The organism is Bradyrhizobium sp. LLZ17, assembly GCF_041200145.1.
Lineage (GTDB): Bacteria > Pseudomonadota > Alphaproteobacteria > Rhizobiales > Xanthobacteraceae > Bradyrhizobium.
In genome coordinates, this window is the sequence record NZ_CP165734.1 from 4314087 (window position 1) to 4329458 (window position 15372).

Annotated in this window: 14 protein-coding genes and 1 pseudogene; 5 read left to right on the plus strand and 10 right to left on the minus strand. The window is 64.8% G+C overall.

Annotation, left to right across the window (positions count from 1 at the left end; translation table 11 throughout):
* Positions 1 to 149: 149 nt before the first annotated feature.
* Together AB8Z38_RS20790 and maiA are read right to left on the minus strand one after the other, a co-directional pair.
* Positions 150 to 662: a MarR family winged helix-turn-helix transcriptional regulator gene (locus tag AB8Z38_RS20790; protein WP_369719710.1), complete on the minus strand. Its 513-nt coding sequence runs from the start codon at positions 660 to 662 to the stop codon at positions 150 to 152.
* Positions 652 to 1284 carry a maleylacetoacetate isomerase gene (gene maiA, locus AB8Z38_RS20795; protein ID WP_369719711.1) on the minus strand — a complete coding sequence of 211 codons (633 nt, stop codon included), beginning with the start codon at positions 1282 to 1284 and terminating at the stop codon, positions 652 to 654. Before maiA ends, AB8Z38_RS20790 begins: the two co-directional genes overlap by 11 nt.
* A gap of 201 nt (positions 1285 to 1485) precedes the next feature.
* On the opposite strand from maiA, the gene gtdA reads away from it, so the two are divergent.
* A complete protein-coding gene (gene gtdA, locus AB8Z38_RS20800; RefSeq protein WP_369719712.1) occupies positions 1486 to 2526 on the plus strand; it encodes a gentisate 1,2-dioxygenase in 1041 nt (346 codons plus the stop codon).
* Between the two features lie 117 nt (positions 2527 to 2643).
* On the opposite strand, the gene AB8Z38_RS20805 is transcribed toward gtdA, so the two are convergent.
* The 4 genes from AB8Z38_RS20805 to AB8Z38_RS20820 form a co-directional block, all read right to left on the minus strand.
* Positions 2644 to 3471, minus strand: coding sequence for an ABC transporter permease (locus AB8Z38_RS20805; protein WP_369719713.1), 828 nt, complete (start codon positions 3469 to 3471; stop codon positions 2644 to 2646).
* Entirely contained in the window at positions 3464 to 4237 is a 774-nt protein-coding gene (locus AB8Z38_RS20810) for an ABC transporter ATP-binding protein (protein WP_369719714.1), read from the minus strand. The genes AB8Z38_RS20805 and AB8Z38_RS20810 overlap by 8 nt, the downstream gene beginning before the upstream one ends.
* A gap of 241 nt (positions 4238 to 4478) precedes the next feature.
* Positions 4479 to 5483 (minus strand): ABC transporter substrate-binding protein, encoded by a 1005-nt coding sequence (locus AB8Z38_RS20815; RefSeq protein WP_369719715.1) that lies wholly within the window; start codon positions 5481 to 5483, stop codon positions 4479 to 4481.
* A gap of 32 nt (positions 5484 to 5515) precedes the next feature.
* Positions 5516 to 6880, minus strand: coding sequence for an FAD-dependent oxidoreductase (locus AB8Z38_RS20820; protein WP_369719716.1), 1365 nt, complete (start codon positions 6878 to 6880; stop codon positions 5516 to 5518).
* 112 nt (positions 6881 to 6992) lie between these two features.
* Here AB8Z38_RS20820 and AB8Z38_RS20825 point away from each other — a divergent pair, with 112 nt between their 5' ends.
* A complete protein-coding gene (locus AB8Z38_RS20825) occupies positions 6993 to 7877 on the plus strand; it encodes a LysR family transcriptional regulator (protein WP_369719717.1) in 885 nt (294 codons plus the stop codon).
* A 130-nt stretch (positions 7878 to 8007) separates the two neighbouring features.
* On the opposite strand, the gene AB8Z38_RS20830 is transcribed toward AB8Z38_RS20825, so the two are convergent.
* A complete protein-coding gene (locus tag AB8Z38_RS20830; RefSeq protein WP_369719718.1) occupies positions 8008 to 8811 on the minus strand; it encodes an enoyl-CoA hydratase-related protein in 804 nt (267 codons plus the stop codon).
* A gap of 158 nt (positions 8812 to 8969) precedes the next feature.
* Between AB8Z38_RS20830 and AB8Z38_RS20835 the strand changes: the two genes are divergently transcribed.
* The gene (locus AB8Z38_RS20835; protein WP_369719719.1) at positions 8970 to 9944 is read left to right on the plus strand and encodes a ketopantoate reductase family protein; all 975 of its coding nucleotides are present in this window, start codon (positions 8970 to 8972) and stop codon (positions 9942 to 9944) included.
* A 2-nt stretch (positions 9945 to 9946) separates the two neighbouring features.
* On the opposite strand, the gene AB8Z38_RS20840 is transcribed toward AB8Z38_RS20835, so the two are convergent.
* Both AB8Z38_RS20840 and AB8Z38_RS20845 read right to left on the minus strand, forming a co-directional pair.
* The gene (locus AB8Z38_RS20840) at positions 9947 to 10624 is read right to left on the minus strand and encodes an alpha/beta family hydrolase (protein ID WP_369719720.1); all 678 of its coding nucleotides are present in this window, start codon (positions 10622 to 10624) and stop codon (positions 9947 to 9949) included.
* A 25-nt stretch (positions 10625 to 10649) separates the two neighbouring features.
* Positions 10650 to 11303: a TetR/AcrR family transcriptional regulator gene (locus AB8Z38_RS20845; protein WP_369719721.1), complete on the minus strand. Its 654-nt coding sequence runs from the start codon at positions 11301 to 11303 to the stop codon at positions 10650 to 10652.
* 304 nt (positions 11304 to 11607) lie between these two features.
* Between AB8Z38_RS20845 and AB8Z38_RS20850 the strand changes: the two are divergent.
* Positions 11608 to 12219: pseudogene (locus AB8Z38_RS20850) on the plus strand (SDR family NAD(P)-dependent oxidoreductase); the annotation flags it as partial.
* 234 nt (positions 12220 to 12453) lie between these two features.
* Positions 12454 to 13599, plus strand: a complete 1146-nt coding sequence (locus AB8Z38_RS20855; RefSeq protein ID WP_369726554.1) for an acyl-CoA dehydrogenase family protein — start codon at positions 12454 to 12456, stop codon at positions 13597 to 13599.
* Positions 13600 to 13928: 329 nt separating this feature from the next.
* On the opposite strand, the gene AB8Z38_RS20860 is transcribed toward AB8Z38_RS20855, so the two are convergent.
* On the minus strand, positions 13929 to 15056 hold the full coding sequence (locus AB8Z38_RS20860; RefSeq protein WP_369719722.1) for an amidohydrolase/deacetylase family metallohydrolase: 1128 nt from the start codon (positions 15054 to 15056) through the stop codon (positions 13929 to 13931).
* Positions 15057 to 15372 lie beyond the last annotated feature (316 nt).

A 15372-nucleotide genomic window follows, 5' to 3' on the forward strand; every position in this document is an offset into this window, starting at 1 on the left:
ATTCAGTGTCGTCCCGGCGAAGGCCGGGACCCATACGCCGAGGCAGCAGTGTGGCACGGAATGGTGTTTACCTGTCTTCGCCAAACCAGGAGTAGTGGTTATGGGTCCCGGCCTTCGCCGGGACGACGACGGTATTGACGCACGCCCCCTCACCCCGTTTTCCCCAGATGCTCCAGCGCGTCCTCGGTGCGCAGCGGCACCCGTGACGCCTCGTTGTTGAGATCGACGAGCTGCACCAGCAGTCCCATCAGCGCCTTGCGCTCAGTGGGCTTGAGCGGCTCCAGCATGCGCGCCTGCGCGCGTTCGACGGCAGGGATGATCTCGCGCAGGACCGCCGCGCCCGGCTTGGTCAGATAGAGCAGCTTGATCCTCTTGTCCTCGGGCGCAGGCCTGCGCTCGATATAGTTCTTGGCCTGCAGCCGCTCGATCACGCTGCCGAGCGTGGAGCGGTCGAAAGCGATCACCGCCGACAACCGCGTCGCGTCGATGCCGGGATGGGTGTGGATCGCGATCAGCGCCGCGTATTGCACCGGCGTCAGGTCGAACGCCTTGCATTCCTCCATGAAGATCGAGACCGCGATCTGCTGCATGCGCCGGAACAGATAGCCCGGCGCGGCATAGACCGCGTCGATCGTGATCGCAGCCGCGGGCTTACTCGGCATCGGGCTGCTTCTCCGGGGCTGCGTTGGCGAAGGCGGCCAGCGCCTTTGCGGCGGCTTCCGCCTTGAGCAGGCGCGGATAGGCGGAGACATCGACGCCGAAACGGCGCGCATTGGCGAGCTGCGGCACCAGGCAGAGATCGGCAAGTGTCGGCGCATCGCCGAAGCAGAACGGGCCGGGCTCGTTCCTGATCAGCGTCTCACACGCAGACAGTCCCTCGCGATTGACCCAGGCCGCCCATTCCTGGACTTTCTCCTCGGCAAGCCCGAGTTCACGCAGGCGTGCCAGCACCTTCAGGTTCTGCACGGGGTGCGTATCGCAGGCAATGGCGAGCGCGAACGCCCGCACCTTGGCGCGCTTGAGCGGATCTTTCGGCAGCAGCGGCGGATTGGGGTGGGTTTCGTCGAGCCATTCGATGATCGCCACCGACTGGGTCAGCACTGCGCCCGCATCGTCCTCCAGCGCCGGCACCAGCCCCTGCGGGTTGATGGCGAGATAGCTGGGGGCGCATTGCTCGCCCTTGCGCAGATGATGCGGCAGATGCTCCGCACCGAGGCCCTTCAGGTTCAGCGCGATCCGCACCCGGTAGGCGGCGCTGGAGCGGAAATAGCCGTGCAGCTTCATCAGAACCCTCCCTCTATCTGTCATTCCCGGGCGATGCGTTAGCATCGAACTATGGTGCGCAATTGCGCACCTGAGAATCTCGAGATTCCGGGTTCGCGCTTCGCGCGCCCCGGAATGACGACCCGGACTGTTGTTCAACAAGTTGACGCTACCTAGACTGTCAGTATACTGTCAATTAACAAAACGAACGGGAGCCGCACCATGGAAGCCGTGACCAGGACGCCGGAACGCGAGGCGTTCTACAAGAAGATCGACGGCGAGAACCTCACCGCGCTGTGGACGGTGATGGGCGATTTGATCACGCCGGAGCCCAGGAGCGCCTGCCGGCCGCACCTCTGGAAATTCGACGTCGTCCGCGACTACATGACGGAGGCCGGCAAGCTGATCACGGCCAAGGAAGCCGAGCGGCGCGTGCTCGTGCTGGAAAACCCCGGCCTGCGCGGCCAGTCCAAGATCACGACCTCGCTCTATGCCGGCGTGCAGATGGTGGTTCCCGGCGACGTCGCACCGGCACACCGGCACAGTCAGTCGGCGCTGCGCTTCGTGCTCGAAGGCAAGGGCGCCCATACGGCTGTCGACGGCGAGCGCACCGCGATGGAGCCCGGCGACTTCATCATCACGCCGTCGATGACCTGGCACGATCATTCCAACGAGACCGACCAGCCGATGTTCTGGCTCGACGGTCTCGACATTCCCATGGTGCAGTTCTTCGACTGCTCGTTTGCGGAAGGCGCCAAGGACGACCAGCAGAAGATCACAAGACCGGCCGGCGACAGCTTTGCGCGCTATGGCCATAACCTTTTGCCGGTCGACATAAAACGATCGTCGAAGACCTCGCCGATCTTCAGCTATCCCTATGCCTACACCCGCGAGGCGTTGGAGAAGGCGCGCGCGAGCCAGGAGTGGGACGCGTGCCACGGGCTGAAGCTGAAGTTCAGCAATCCCGAGACCGGCGATTTCGCGATGCCGACCATCGGCACCTTCATCCAGCTGCTGCCGAAGGGTTTCAAGACCGCGCGTTACCGCTCGACCGATGCGACGGTGTTCTGTCCGATCGAAGGCCACGGCCGTAGCCGGATTGGGGATGCCGTGTTCGAATGGGGCCCGCGCGATCTTTTCGTGGTGCCGAGCTGGCAATGGGTGACGCACGAGGCCGACATGGATGCCGTGCTGTTCAGCTTTTCGGACCGGCCCGTGCAGCAGAAGCTCGACCTGTTCCGCGAGGATCGCGGCAACGCGTAAGGCTGGATGCCAGCCACACCGTCATTGCGAGGAGCACTTGCGACGAGGCAATCCAGAATCCCACCACGGAAAGATTTCTGGATTGCTTCGCTTCGCTCGCAATGACGGGAGTACGCCTTACCGCCAGTGCAACAGCCGCGTCTCCAGCCAATTGATCACCCTGCCCACCGCCAACCCGAACACCGACAGGATCACCACGCCCGCGAGCAGCTGATCCGTCTGCATCAGATTGCCCGCCTGCAAGACGAACGCGCCGATGCCGTATTGGGCGCCGATCATCTCGGCGCTGACGACGAGCAACAGCGCCACCGAGGCGGTGATACGGAAACCGGCGAGGATCGCGGGCAAGGCGCCCGGCCAGATCACCTTGCGCACGATGGTGGCGAACGGCACGTTGAAGCTCTGCGCCATGCGGATGAGGTTGCGCGGCACCCCGTCGACGCCGCTATAGACCGAGATCGCCGTCGAGAAAAACACCCCTAACGCGATGGTCGCGATTTTGGGCTCTTCGCCGATGCCGAGCCACAGGATCAACAGCGGTAGCAGCGCGATCTTCGGGATCGGGAACAGCGCCGAGATGAAAGTGATGCCGACGCTGCGCGCGAGCCGCGACAGGCCGATGGCGAAGCCGACCGCAATTCCGGCCGTCGTCCCCAGCAGCCAGCCGACGCCGATGCGCAGCAATGAAGCGGAAAGGTGCTGCCATAGCGCGCCCGAGATCGCGAGCTGGTAGATCGCGCGCGCAATTGCCACTGGCGCCGGCAGGAACAGCGGATTGACGACGCCGGCGCTGCCGGCCGCCTGCCAGATCGCAATGACCAATGCGAGCGCGATCCAGCCGCCAAACCGGCTGCTCGCGGGCACGAAGCCGGCGCCGCGAAAGCGAACGCGGCGGGTCGTCTCGTCCTTTGTCGATGATGTCGCTGCCGGTGCGCGATCAAGCATGCTGCACCTCGCGCTCGGCATCGATCGCCTCGGTGCGGATCAGCGACCAGATCTGGTTCTGGAGCGCGAGCAGCTTTTCACGCGCGGCGATTTCGCCGCGCTCGGTGCGCGTCATCGGCACGGTCACGACCTCGCGAATGCGGCCCGGCCGGCGCGACAGCACCACGATGCGATCGGCGAGCCGCGCCGCCTCTTCGAGATTGTGGGTGACATAGACCGCGCCCATGCCGCCGTCCGCGAGCAAACGGACAAAATCCTCCATCAGCAGCTCGCGGGTCTGCGAATCCAGTGCCGACAGCGGCTCGTCCATCAGCAGTATCGCAGGCTTGACCGCAAGCGCGCGCGAGATGCCGACCCGCTGGCGCATGCCGCCGGAGAGCTGCTTCGGATAGGTTTTGCGGAAGTCGGTCAGGCCTGTGCGGCGCAGCGCGTCATCGACCAGCGCCCGGCGCTGGATGGCCGAGAGCTGCGTGTGCAGCAGCGGGAATTCGACGTTCTCCTCGACATTGGCCCAGGGCAGTAGCGCGAAATCCTGGAACACGAAGGTGAGCGGATTGAGGCTGCCCGCCGGCGGCGATCCGCGCAGCTCGGGCGCGCCCGACGTCGGCTGCAACAGCCCGCCGAGGATCGACAGCAGCGTGCTCTTGCCGCAGCCGGAGGGACCGACAATCGCCACCACCTCGCCGGCGCTGACCGTGAACGAGACATCGTCGAGCACGGCGAGATCGCCGAAGCGATGGGTGATATGGTTGGCGATCAGGTCCATCTCATGGCCTCAGTGTCGTCCCGGCGAAGGCCGGGACCCATACGCCGAGTGGCAGTTGTGGCGCAAAATAGTCATTGCCTGTCTTCGCCAAATTCAATTCGGCGGTTATGGGTCCCGGCCTTCGCCGGGACGACGCTGACGGCCGAGCTGCACGTGGGCCGTGCGCCCTTCGAGGCCTGCCTTGCGGCAAGCCGCAAGACAGGCACCTCGGGGTGACGGGGATAGTTCGAAGAACGTGGCATCAATCCGCCTTCACAAATTCCTTGGCGATGATCGTATTCGCATCAAAGCCCTTGTCGGCAAAGCCCTGCTCCTGGAGCCATTTGATCTGGTTGTCGACGTTCTTGACGTCGAGCTTGCCGTCCGGATCGATATAGGCGCAGTTGCCGACCACCTGCTCGACCGGCAAATTGGTGTACTTGGCGATGATCTCCAGCAGCGGCTTTGTCTTGTCGTTGATCGGGGCTGTGCCGTTCTTCATCGCGGCAAGGATGACGTCGTGATATTCGCGGTCGGCTTTCGCCAACACGCCGAGCAGCTTCGTCACCAGAACCTTGTTGGCGAGCGTCTTCGGCGAAGCGAACACCGCGCCCAATTGCCAGGGCGTCTCGTCGCCGACCCAACCCAGAAACTTCGCGCCGCCATCGTCCATCAGCTTTCGCGCGGTCGAAATCGGCAGCAGCGCCGCATCGACGGTCTCGCCCTTGAGCGCCGCGGCCGCATTCGACAGCGATTGCAGCGGGACGATCTTCACATCCGACAGCTTGAATCCGTATTTGTCCGCCAACAGGCCCAGCGAATAGTGGAACGAGGAGCCAACCTGCGTCACCGCCACGCGCTTGCCCGCAAGGTCCTTCGGCGTCCTCAATCCGGCTGCGTAGGCATTGTTGCTGGCGAAATAACCGATCAGGGGATAGCCGGCCCTCTCGCGGCTCATGCCGCCGATCACCTTCAACACGCCCTTGCCGGCGAGATTGTAGAGGCCGGCCGTGAACGCGGTGACGCCGAAATCGACGTCGCCCGAGGTGGTGGCGACCGCGATCGGCTGCGCGGCATCGAAGAACTTCAGCTCGACGTCGAGGCCGGCCTCGCGAAAATAGCCCTTGTCCTGCGCGATGAACACCGGCGCGGATGACGACAGGCGGAGCACGCCGATTTTGGCCTTGAGCGCGTCCTCGGCCCGGGCCGTCCCCATCGCCATGATCGCCACCAGGCCGGCAACCGCGAGCCGCGCAATCCCGATCATCTCGTTTCCTCTCTTTTTTCTCTTGCAGGCCGTCACAGTCCCTCGGGGACGGGCTGGTCCCGCCCGATGAAGGCGCCCTGTTGTTTCAACGTTTCCTGCAACTTTTCAACCGGGATTTCGCGTGGAATGCGATTACCTGAGAGTGCCAGCGCCGCTGCGGAACCGGCTGCCTCCCCCATCACGAAGCAGGCACCGGACACCCGTGCCGCCGATTGGCCCTCATGGGTCATCGAGGCGCAGCGTCCGGCGACCAGCAGATTATCGACCGCGTCGGGCACCAGCATGCGGTAGGGCAGCTCGTTATAGCCGCGCGATTCGGGAATTGGCGGAAAAGTGAACACGACATCGCCGGGAACATGGGCCTCGATCGGCCAGCCATTGACACCGATGGAATCCTCGAACGAAGCGCAGCCGAGCACGTCCTCGCCGCTGAGCTGATAGCCACCCGTGACGCGCCGGGTCTCGCGGATACCGAGCTGCGGCGGCAGGTCGACGATGTAGGACTTCTCAAACCCCGGCACGGTCCGCAGGAATTCGAACGCGGCCAGCGCCTGCTTGCGGCCTTCGATCTCGCCGCGGGTGAGATCGTCCGGCTCGATGCCGTTGATGGCGTGGCCGTCCTCGCGCGCGATTTGGGTAAAATTCACCCGCCATTCGATGCCGGACTTCTGCGGCCGTACGATCGCGCTTTTGCGCGGGAATTTGTGGGTGCCGGCGGCACTGGCCTTTTCCATCAATTGCGGGATGGTGCGCCAGGCCTCGCCCGCCCGCTGCGGATCGATGCCGTTGAGGCGGAGCATCATTGACGGGTACAGGGGATGGCCGTGTTCGTCGCCAAGCTCGAACGGCGCGCCGGCCCAGACCGCGAGATCGCCGTCGCCGGAACAGTCGATGAATATCTCCGCGCGTACCGCCTGCCGGCCGGCCTTGGTCTCCACCATCAGCGCGTCGATGCGGCGGTCGTCGCCCATCACCACGCCGGCGCCGAGCGCATGGAACAGGATGTGCACCTTGTGGCTGCCGAGCAGTTCGTCGGCCGCGATCTTGTAGGCGGCGGTGTCATAGGCCTGGGCAAAGACCTTGCCGAGGATCAGATGCGGCGCGTTCAGCCCGTTCAGGCGGTCGATCCGCGCCAACAGCTCGGATGCCATGCCCTGTACCAGCCGGTGGTGCTCGCCATGGACGTTGCCGTGCAGACCGCAGAAATTGGTGACGCCGGCAGCGGTGCCCATGCCACCGAGAAAGCCGTAACGCTCGATCAGCAGCGTCCGCCGCCCCGCGCGCGCGGCGGACGCCGCCGCCACGATGCCGGCCGGGCCGCCGCCGAGGACAACGACCTCGTATTCGCCGTAGAGCGGCACCTGGCGCGCTGGTTCTTCGATGGTCGTGGCCCGCATGGCGCGTCCTGTCCCTGAAATCTCTTGCTTGGGTCCGACTATGAATTAACGCTGAGCAAGCTACAATCCATCAAAATGGGCGATCAGCTTTCTCGAATCGCGAAAGGTCGGGATGGATATCCTGGTGAACCTTCAGGCCTTCCTCGCCACAGCCGACGCGGCCGGCTTCTCCGCCGCGGCGCGAAAGCTCAACGTCTCGACCTCGGTTGTGGCCAAGCGGGTCACGCAATTGGAGGCGCGGATCGGCACGCCGTTGTTTCATCGCTCGACCCGGCAATTGCGGCTCACCGACGCCGGCCAGCGCTACGTCCATCGCGCGCGCGGCGTCGTCACCGACGCCACCGATTTGCTGTCGCGGATGGGCGAGAAGGGCCACGATCTGGTCGATCACCTCCGCATCAAGGCGCCGACCTCGCTGACAGTGGCGCGGCTTGCGGATGCCTTTAGCGCATTCCAGACGCAGAACCCGCGGCTCAAGCTGGAGATCGTGCTGATCGATCGTCCGGTCGATCCGGTGACGGAGGGATTCGACATCGCCATCGGCGCCTTTCCGCATTCCTTCGGCGGCGTCGTGGACGAGCCGCTCTGTGCGCTGAAGCGGCTGCTCTGTGCCTCGCCCGCCTATCTGAAGAAGCACGGCACGCCAAAGCATCCGCGCGACCTCGTCGAGCATCGCTGCCTCAGCTTTCTGCCGACGGGACCGGAGTGGATCTTTGACGGCCCGCGCGGCCGCATCAGCATCCAGGTCAGCCCGCTACTATCCTCCAACGAGGGCCATGTGCTGGCGCGCAGCGCGATCGCGGGCAACGGCATCGCCCTGATCTCGCATTATCTCGTCGCCGACGCCTTACGCGAGGGGACACTGAAGCCGGTGCTGCGCGATTTTCCGATTCCGGAATTGTGGGTCAAGGCCGCGATCCCCGAGCGGCGGCGCAATGCAGCCGCGGTGCAGGCGTTGCTGACCTTGCTGAAAACGTCTCTTGCGCCGTCGCTGTAGAGGGCGCCGAGCGTGCGGTAACCGTAGCCCGCATGGAGCGCGGCGGAATGCGGGGATGCCGGCCCCGGACTGCGCTTCGCTCCATCCGGGCTACGCGCCTGTCATAAGCCGCGGCTGCTGAGCGGCTCGCTCAGCCTTTGCCGCCACCCCAATTCGCCGCCCGCTTCTCGGCGAACGAGGCCAACCCTTCCGCCGCCTCCCTGCTCTGGCGCTTCAGCGAATGCAGCTGCACGAGCCGCCTGTAAGCCGCATCATCCACAGCCATTCCGCCGAACGAGCTTTCCAGCGCGAGCCGCTTGGTCTCGGCCATCGCCTCCGGCCCGTTGGCGAGCAGCTGCTCGACCACCTTGGCGCCGGCGGCGTCGAGGTCGGCCAGCGGCACGACCTCATGCACGAGGCCGATGCGGCGGGCGTCCTCGGCGCCGAAGCGTTCGCCGGTGAGTGCGTACCGGCGGACCTGCCGCACACCAATGGCATCGCAGAGTTGCGGGATGATGATTGCAGCCGTCAGGCCCCAGCGCACTTCCGTGATCGAGAACAGGGCGTTGTCGGCCGCGATCACGACATCGCAGGCCGCGATCACGCCGGTGCCGCCGCCGAAGCAGCCACCTTGCACCAGCGCCACGGTCGGGACCGGCAAGGTGTTGAGCCGCTGCACGGCCTCGAACGTCGCGCGGGACGCGGCTTCGTTCGCGTCAGGCGATTGCGGCCGCACGCCGTTGATCCATTTGAGATCGGCGCCGGCCTGAAAGTGCTTGCCGTTGCCTCGGAGCACGACGACGCGGAGGTTGGGCTGTTTGCCGAGTTCGTCCATGGCCGCGAGCACGCCCGCGATCAACGCGCCGTCATAGGCGTTGTTCACCTCCGGACGGTTGAGCGTGACGGTCGCGACGCCACGGGCATCTGATGTCCACAGGACGGGGTTGGCGGTCATCGGGATCTCCGGTCATGTTGTTTGCCGCGCACTATGGCCGAGGCCACGCACCCCGATCCATATCTTTCCGTCGTAGGGCTGCCGCGTCCATCGCATGGCGGCTTGTGCCATGCTGGCGCCGGGCGGCAGTCAAGGGATCAGGACGGGGACATCACATCATGCGCATCTGCATTTTCGGCGCAGGCGCCGTCGGGAGCCATATCGCGGTGAGGCTGGCCCGTGCCGGCCATGAGGTCTCGTGCGTGATGCGGGGCGCGCATCTCGAAGCGGTGCGCGCGAACGGCCTGAAGCTGCGCGTCGGCGATTCCGAGGTAGGCGCCAAGGTGAATGCCACCGGCGATCCGGCCCTGCTCGGACCGCAGGACGTGGTGATCAGCACGCTGAAAGCGACTGCGCTCCAGGGGCTGGTCGCCAGCCTCAAGCCGCTGCTCCAGGACGATACCGCGATCGTGTTCGCCCAGAACGGCATTCCCTGGTGGTACGGGATCGGACTGCCGCCGCGGCACCCGACCCCGCCCGACATCTCCTTCCTCGATCCGGGCGGACGGCTGCGCGCCTGCATCCCGAAAGAACGGATCGTCGGTGGCGTGGTGTTCTCGTCCAACGAGGTGATCGCGCCGGGCGTGGTGCAAAACCTCACGCCCGATCGGAACCGCGTGCTGATCGGCGAATGCGACGACCGCAATTGCGAGCGGATTACGAAGCTCCGCAACATGTTGAACGACGCACGGCTGGACTCGCCGCCAGTTGCCGATATCCGCGAGGCGATCTGGTCAAAGCTGCTGACCAACATGTCGTTGTCGGTGCTGTGCCTGCTCACCGGCCAGACCGCGCGCGGCGTGCGCGACGACCCCGCCTTTACCGAAGTGATTCCGCGCATGCTGAACGAGGCCAACGACATCGCGCAGCACTTCATTCCCGAGGTCAAGCGCGTCACCCGCAGCGGCCCCGCCCCCAACCACAAGCCATCGCTGCTGCAGGACTACGAGCTCGGCCGCGCCATGGAGATCGACGTGCTGGTGAAGGCGCCCGCCGCCTTCGCGCGCACTGCCTGCCTCTCGACGCCGACGCTGGACCTGATCGCCGCGCTCGCGATCCAGAAGGCGCGCGACAAGGGGCTTTACTCCGCCTGAATTCAGGCGAGCGCGTCGATCCACGCCGCGAGCGTATCGAGCACCTCGGTCAGCGCTTCTTCATTGGTGCGGCCGGACTTTTTCAGCACCGCGAAGGAGTGATCGCCGCCTTCGATCTCATGCAGCGTCGCCTTCGCCCCGAGCGCAGTGACCACGGGCTTGAGAAGACCGAGGTCGGCGAGCTTGTCGCGCGTGCCTTGCAGGAACAGCATGGGAATTGCGATGCCGGCGAGGTGCTCGGCGCGCTCACTCGATGGCTTGTTGTCGGCATGCAGGGGAAAACCGAGGAAGGCGAGCCCTTTGACATCAGGCAGCGGGGCCTTGGACTGGGCCTGCGACGTCATTCGCCCGCCGAACGATTTTCCACCCGCGACGAGCTTGAGCCCGGGACACAGCCGCGCCGCCTCCTCGACTGCCGCGCGGATGGTGGCGTGCGCGACCGCCGGCTGGTCGGGGCGCCCTTGTTTCCTCTCCATGTAGGGAAAATTGAAGCGGAACGCGGCGATGCCGCGCTCCGCGAGCCCCTCCGCGACCTCGTTCATGAACGAATGCCGCATATCGGCGCCGGCGCCATGCGCCAGAACGTAGCAGGCCCCCGCATGCTCCGGCCGCGTCAGCATCGCCGAGACCGTGCCGATGCGCGCGATGTCGAGCTTGAGCTCTGTTGCCTTGGTCCTCATGACGCGTTCAACCCTCGATCGGCACTTAGCGGCGCGCCCCACTTGCGGGCCAGAGATAATTCAGAACGCGACCAAGCGTCGTCATGATCTCGCGATGTCCGGCCTCGCTGCCGACCGAGCCGAATTTCTCCTCCAGCGCCAGCTTGGCAAAGCCGTGGACAGTCGACCAGGCCGCCGCCGCCGCAATCTTCGCCTCTTTCGGCGTCCCGCCGACGAGCTCGGCGATAATGATCTCGAACTCGCGGCCGGCCGCCCTGCTCGCCTGCGTCAGACGCGAGTCGTCGGCGACGAGGCGCTTGTTGGCAAACATCATCTGGAATCGGCCGGGATGCTTGAGCGCGAATTCGACATAGGCAAGCCCCTGGGCCTGAAGCTTTTCGCGCGCTCCCTGCTTGCGGGACGCAGCATCGCGCAGCGCGCCGGCCAGTGCATCATAACCGCGGATCGCCACCTCGGTCAGCAGGCCCTGCGCATTGCCGAAGTGGTGCGACGGTGCGGCCGGAGACACACCGGCGCGGCGAGCGGCCTCGCGCAGGGTAAAAGCTTCGGCGCCGTGCTCGGCCAAAATGGCCTCGCTCGCTGCGATCAGAGCCTCCTGAAGCTCTCCGTGATGATAGCCGGGTTCGGGCCGGGGAGCCCGGTGGCTCGGCGCGGCGCGCGGCGTTTTCGATTTCGTCATGCTAACTTGACATTGTTCAGATTACAGACTACCTATCTTAACACCGTTTAGATTGGTCAGCCGGGAGTTCGAAATGACCGAAATGCAGCATAGCACCGCAAGTTCGCGCGTAAAGCGGCGTCATCTGGTGGCCGGCGCCGCGCTGGGCATGCTGGCGAGCACCGTCGGCGGCCTGGCCGGCGGCATCGCGCTCGGCCAGAGCGCGGCGCTGCCGCAGCAGAAGCCGAGCGGCAGGCGCCGCTTCGACGACAAGACCGTCATCGTGACCGGCGGCACTTCCGGCATCGGCCGCGCCGCCGCATTGATGTTCGCCGCCGAAGGCGGCAAGGTCGTGTTCTGTGGACGCAATGTCGAGCGCGGAACGCGGGTTGAGGACGAGATCAAGGCGGGCGGCGGCAACGCAACGTTCGTCCGCGCCGATGTCCGCAACGAGGCCGAGGTCAAGGCCTTGGTCGATAAAACGATCGATCTTCACGGCCGCCTCGATGTCGCTTTCAACAATGCCGGCATCTCGATCGAAAAGCCGCTGCACCAGTACAGCGCGGCCGAATTCGACGATGTGATCAATACCGACCTGCGCGGTGTGTTCCTCTCGATGAAGTACCAGATTCCGCACATGCTGCGGACGGGTGGATCGATCGTGGTGACGTCGTCATCCAACGCCATCGCCACCACGGCGAACCGTTCGGCCTATTCCGCCGCCAAGCGCGGGCTTGTCGGCATGGTTCAGGCCGCAGCACTCGAATATGCCCAATACGGGATCCGCATCAATACGCTGATTCCTGGCACCACGGATACGCCCTTCATCCGACGGCTCGCCGGCATGGAAAACCTGCCCGATGCCGCCTGGCACGTCGCCATCGCGCAATGGGCCAAATCCCATGTACCGGGAATGCAGCGCGTGGCGACGGCGGAGGAGATCGCAGCCTTCGCACTCGTGCTCGCCTCGGACGATCATCCCTACACGACGGGGGCCAGTTCGTCGTCGACGGCGGCAAGACCGCGCAGGCGGGATAGGGCATCCGCCGACGCAGCCTCAAGACACGATCTTTGGCAGCTCCGGTCGGCGTCGCAACACGACGGGCTTGCGCCCGCGTCTCGCCTTGTGGCACGGCTGAGCGGACACATCGCCAGCACGATCGAGGCCGCCATGTCCTACCGCTCCTCCTGGATGACTGAAGAGCTCGATGTCTTTCGCGACCAGTTCCGGAAATATCTCGCCAAGGACCTGGCCCCGCACGCCGAAAAATGGCGCGAGCAGAAGATGGTCGAGCGCTTTGCATGGCGCGGGCTCGGCGAGATGGGCGCGCTGCTCGCAAGCGTACCGGAGGAATATGGCGGCCTGGGCGCGAGCTTCGCTTATGACGCCGCGGTGCTGGAAGATCTCGAAAGCACGGTGCCGGAACTGACGACCGGCGTTTCCGTGCACAGCGCCATCGTTGCCCATTACATCCTCAACTACGGCTCGGAGGAACAGAGGAAGCGCTGGCTGCCGAAGATGGCGTCGGGCGAGATGATCGGTGCCATCGCCATGACCGAGCCCGGCACAGGCTCTGACCTTCAGGCCGTGAAGACCACGGCAAAAAAGCAGGGTAACTCCTACGTCATCAACGGCCAAAAGACGTTCATCACCAACGGCCAGGCCGCCGATCTCGTCGTCGTGGTGGCGCGGACGGGCGAGGTCGGCGCTAAGGGCATTTCGCTGATCGTGGTCGAGACCGCGGGCGCGGACGGCTACAAGCGCGGGCGCAACCTCGACAAGATCGGCCTGCATGCCTCCGACACGTCGGAGCTGTTCTTCGACAATGTCACGGTGCCGCCGGACAATCTGCTCGGCGGCGAGGAAGGCCAGGGTTTTGTCCAGCTGATGCAGCAATTGCCGCAGGAGCGGCTGGCGCTCGCGGTCGGCGCCGTCGCCTCGATGGAGCGCGCGGTCAAGCTCACCACCGAATACACCAAGGAGCGCAAGGCGTTCGGCAAGCCGCTGATGGATTTCCAGAACACCGCCTTCACGCTCGCGGAACGCAAGACCGAGGCCATGATCGCGCGCGTCTTCGTCGACTGGTGCATCGAGCGACTGATCGCCAAGGACCTCGACACCGTCACGGCGTCGATGGCGAAATACTGGTGCTCGGACAAGCAGGTCCAGACCGCCGACGAATGCCTGCAGCTGTTCGGCGGCTACGGCTACATGCAGGAATATCCGATCTCGCGCATCTTCATCGATTCCCGCATCCAGAAGATCTACGGCGGCACCAACGAGATCATGAAGCTGCTGATTGCAAGATCGCTATAGTCGCTATCTCATCCGCTTGTCGGTAGCGAGGAAATCGACGAACGTCCTCACCTTGGCGGAAAGATATTTGCGACTCGGACAGACCGACTGAGCCGATTCTTTTGAGCGCGCGCCTCGTCCTTCGAGACGACCGCTCCGCGGTCTCCTCAGGATGAGGCTAAGGGGCATCGGCGCCCGCTGAAAACTTTGACCGCGCACTCCGCCCTCATCCTGAGGAGCCCGCCAAAGCGGGCGTCTCGAAGGATAGGCCGCGGGGAGCCCGCTCTTAAATGCGGTCGCCCTGCTGCAAGCGGGAAGAGGCGAAATTCGGCCGACGCGTTGCGCTCCACCTAATTCGGATGCCACCAGCGGCCGCCGACGACGACGCCTTCGGAGACGATCTTGCGGTCGCCGATCAGGTGCTCGCCGACCACGTCCTCATAGTCGAACTGGCCTTCCCTCACCGAGATCAGCGTGGCATCGCCGACGCTGCCGGGCTTGAGGCTGCCGAGCTCGGGCCGCCGCAGTGCCATGGCGGCGTTGACGGTCGAGCTTGCGATTACATCCGACAGCGGCATGCCCATGCACAGAAATTTCGACAGCGTCGTGACCTGGTCGAAGGCCGGGCCGTCGATGCAGAGCTGATGGATGTCCGACGAGATGGTGTCCGGATAGAAGCCGTTGGCGAGCATCGCGCGCGCGGTCTTGAAAGCGAACGAGCCCTTGCCGTGACCGATATCGAACAGCACGCCGCGCTCGCGCGCGTCCAGCACCGCCCTCTTCACCGTGCCTTGCGCGGTCGCCGGCGTGTTCGGGAACGGCCGGAACGCGTGGGTCAGCACGTCGCCGGGACGCAGGCGCGCCAGCACCTCCTCGTAGCTCGGCGGCGGATGGTCGATATGCGCCATCAGGGGCATGCCGACCTCGTCTGCGACCTGGAGCGCGATGTCGAGCGGCACCGTCCCCGACGTGCCCGAGGCATGCAGGCCGACGCGCACCTTGATGCCGACGATGAGGTCGCGATTGGCATCCGCGACCTTGGCCGCCTCGATCGGATTCATCAGCCGCAATTCCTCGCTCTCGCCGACCATGACCCGGTGCGAGAAGCCGAAGATGCCGGCATGCGAGACGTGCAGATAAGCGAGGATGCGGACCTGACTCGGCTCGATCACATGCTTGCGGAAGCCTGCGAAATTGCCGGGGCCGGCACTGCCGGTGTCGACTGAGGTGGTGACGCCGGAGTTGCGGCAGAATTCCTCGGCATCAATGCCGAGCGAGGTGCCGCCCCAATAGACGTGGGTGTGAAGGTCGATCAGCCCGGGGGTGACGATGTAGCTGGAAACGTCGCGCACCTCGGTGCCCGGATCCGCCTTGAGCCCGCCGCCGACCGCAGCGACCTTGCCGCCGGTAAAGGCGACATCTGTCACGGCATCGAGCCTCTGGGACGGATCGACCACACGGCCGCCGCGCAGGATCAAGTCGAAGGCATTGTCGTCTCCGGATCGGGCAGTGAGGCGCGGCCGACATGTCGGCGAGGCTAGGAGGGAGTTTCCCGATTCTAGCAACTTTTGCGTGGTGGAGCGTGGGAAAGAAGGGCGATGGCCCATGACAAAATGGCGATCCCGGGAAGACTCGAACTTCCGACCTACGGTTTAGGAAACAGCCATTTCAGCGCAACACTGGCTAACTCAAACAAACAAAGCGCTACCCGGAAAACGACAAAACCCATTGTTTTTTTGGCTTTTTTTGTCCATTTGGGTTAAGTTACAAACACAGGCTAACAGAACATAACTG

Bases quoted from the DNA above. Each gene is read 5' to 3' on its own strand.
- AB8Z38_RS20790 (WP_369719710.1), bottom strand. From the start codon at position 662: ATGCCGAGTAAGCCCGCGGCTGCGATCACGATCGACGCGGTCTATGCC.
- maiA (WP_369719711.1), bottom strand. From the start codon at position 1,284: ATGAAGCTGCACGGCTATTTCCGCTCCAGCGCCGCCTACCGGGTGCGG.
- gtdA (WP_369719712.1), top strand. From the start codon at position 1,486: ATGGAAGCCGTGACCAGGACGCCGGAACGCGAGGCGTTCTACAAGAAG.
- AB8Z38_RS20805 (WP_369719713.1), bottom strand. From the start codon at position 3,471: ATGCTTGATCGCGCACCGGCAGCGACATCATCGACAAAGGACGAGACG.
- AB8Z38_RS20810 (WP_369719714.1), bottom strand. From the start codon at position 4,237: ATGGACCTGATCGCCAACCATATCACCCATCGCTTCGGCGATCTCGCC.
- AB8Z38_RS20815 (WP_369719715.1), bottom strand. From the start codon at position 5,483: ATGATCGGGATTGCGCGGCTCGCGGTTGCCGGCCTGGTGGCGATCATG.
- AB8Z38_RS20820 (WP_369719716.1), bottom strand. From the start codon at position 6,880: ATGCGGGCCACGACCATCGAAGAACCAGCGCGCCAGGTGCCGCTCTAC.
- AB8Z38_RS20825 (WP_369719717.1), top strand. From the start codon at position 6,993: ATGGATATCCTGGTGAACCTTCAGGCCTTCCTCGCCACAGCCGACGCG.
- AB8Z38_RS20830 (WP_369719718.1), bottom strand. From the start codon at position 8,811: ATGACCGCCAACCCCGTCCTGTGGACATCAGATGCCCGTGGCGTCGCG.
- AB8Z38_RS20835 (WP_369719719.1), top strand. From the start codon at position 8,970: ATGCGCATCTGCATTTTCGGCGCAGGCGCCGTCGGGAGCCATATCGCG.
- AB8Z38_RS20840 (WP_369719720.1), bottom strand. From the start codon at position 10,624: ATGAGGACCAAGGCAACAGAGCTCAAGCTCGACATCGCGCGCATCGGC.
- AB8Z38_RS20845 (WP_369719721.1), bottom strand. From the start codon at position 11,303: ATGACGAAATCGAAAACGCCGCGCGCCGCGCCGAGCCACCGGGCTCCC.
- AB8Z38_RS20855 (WP_369726554.1), top strand. From the start codon at position 12,454: ATGTCCTACCGCTCCTCCTGGATGACTGAAGAGCTCGATGTCTTTCGC.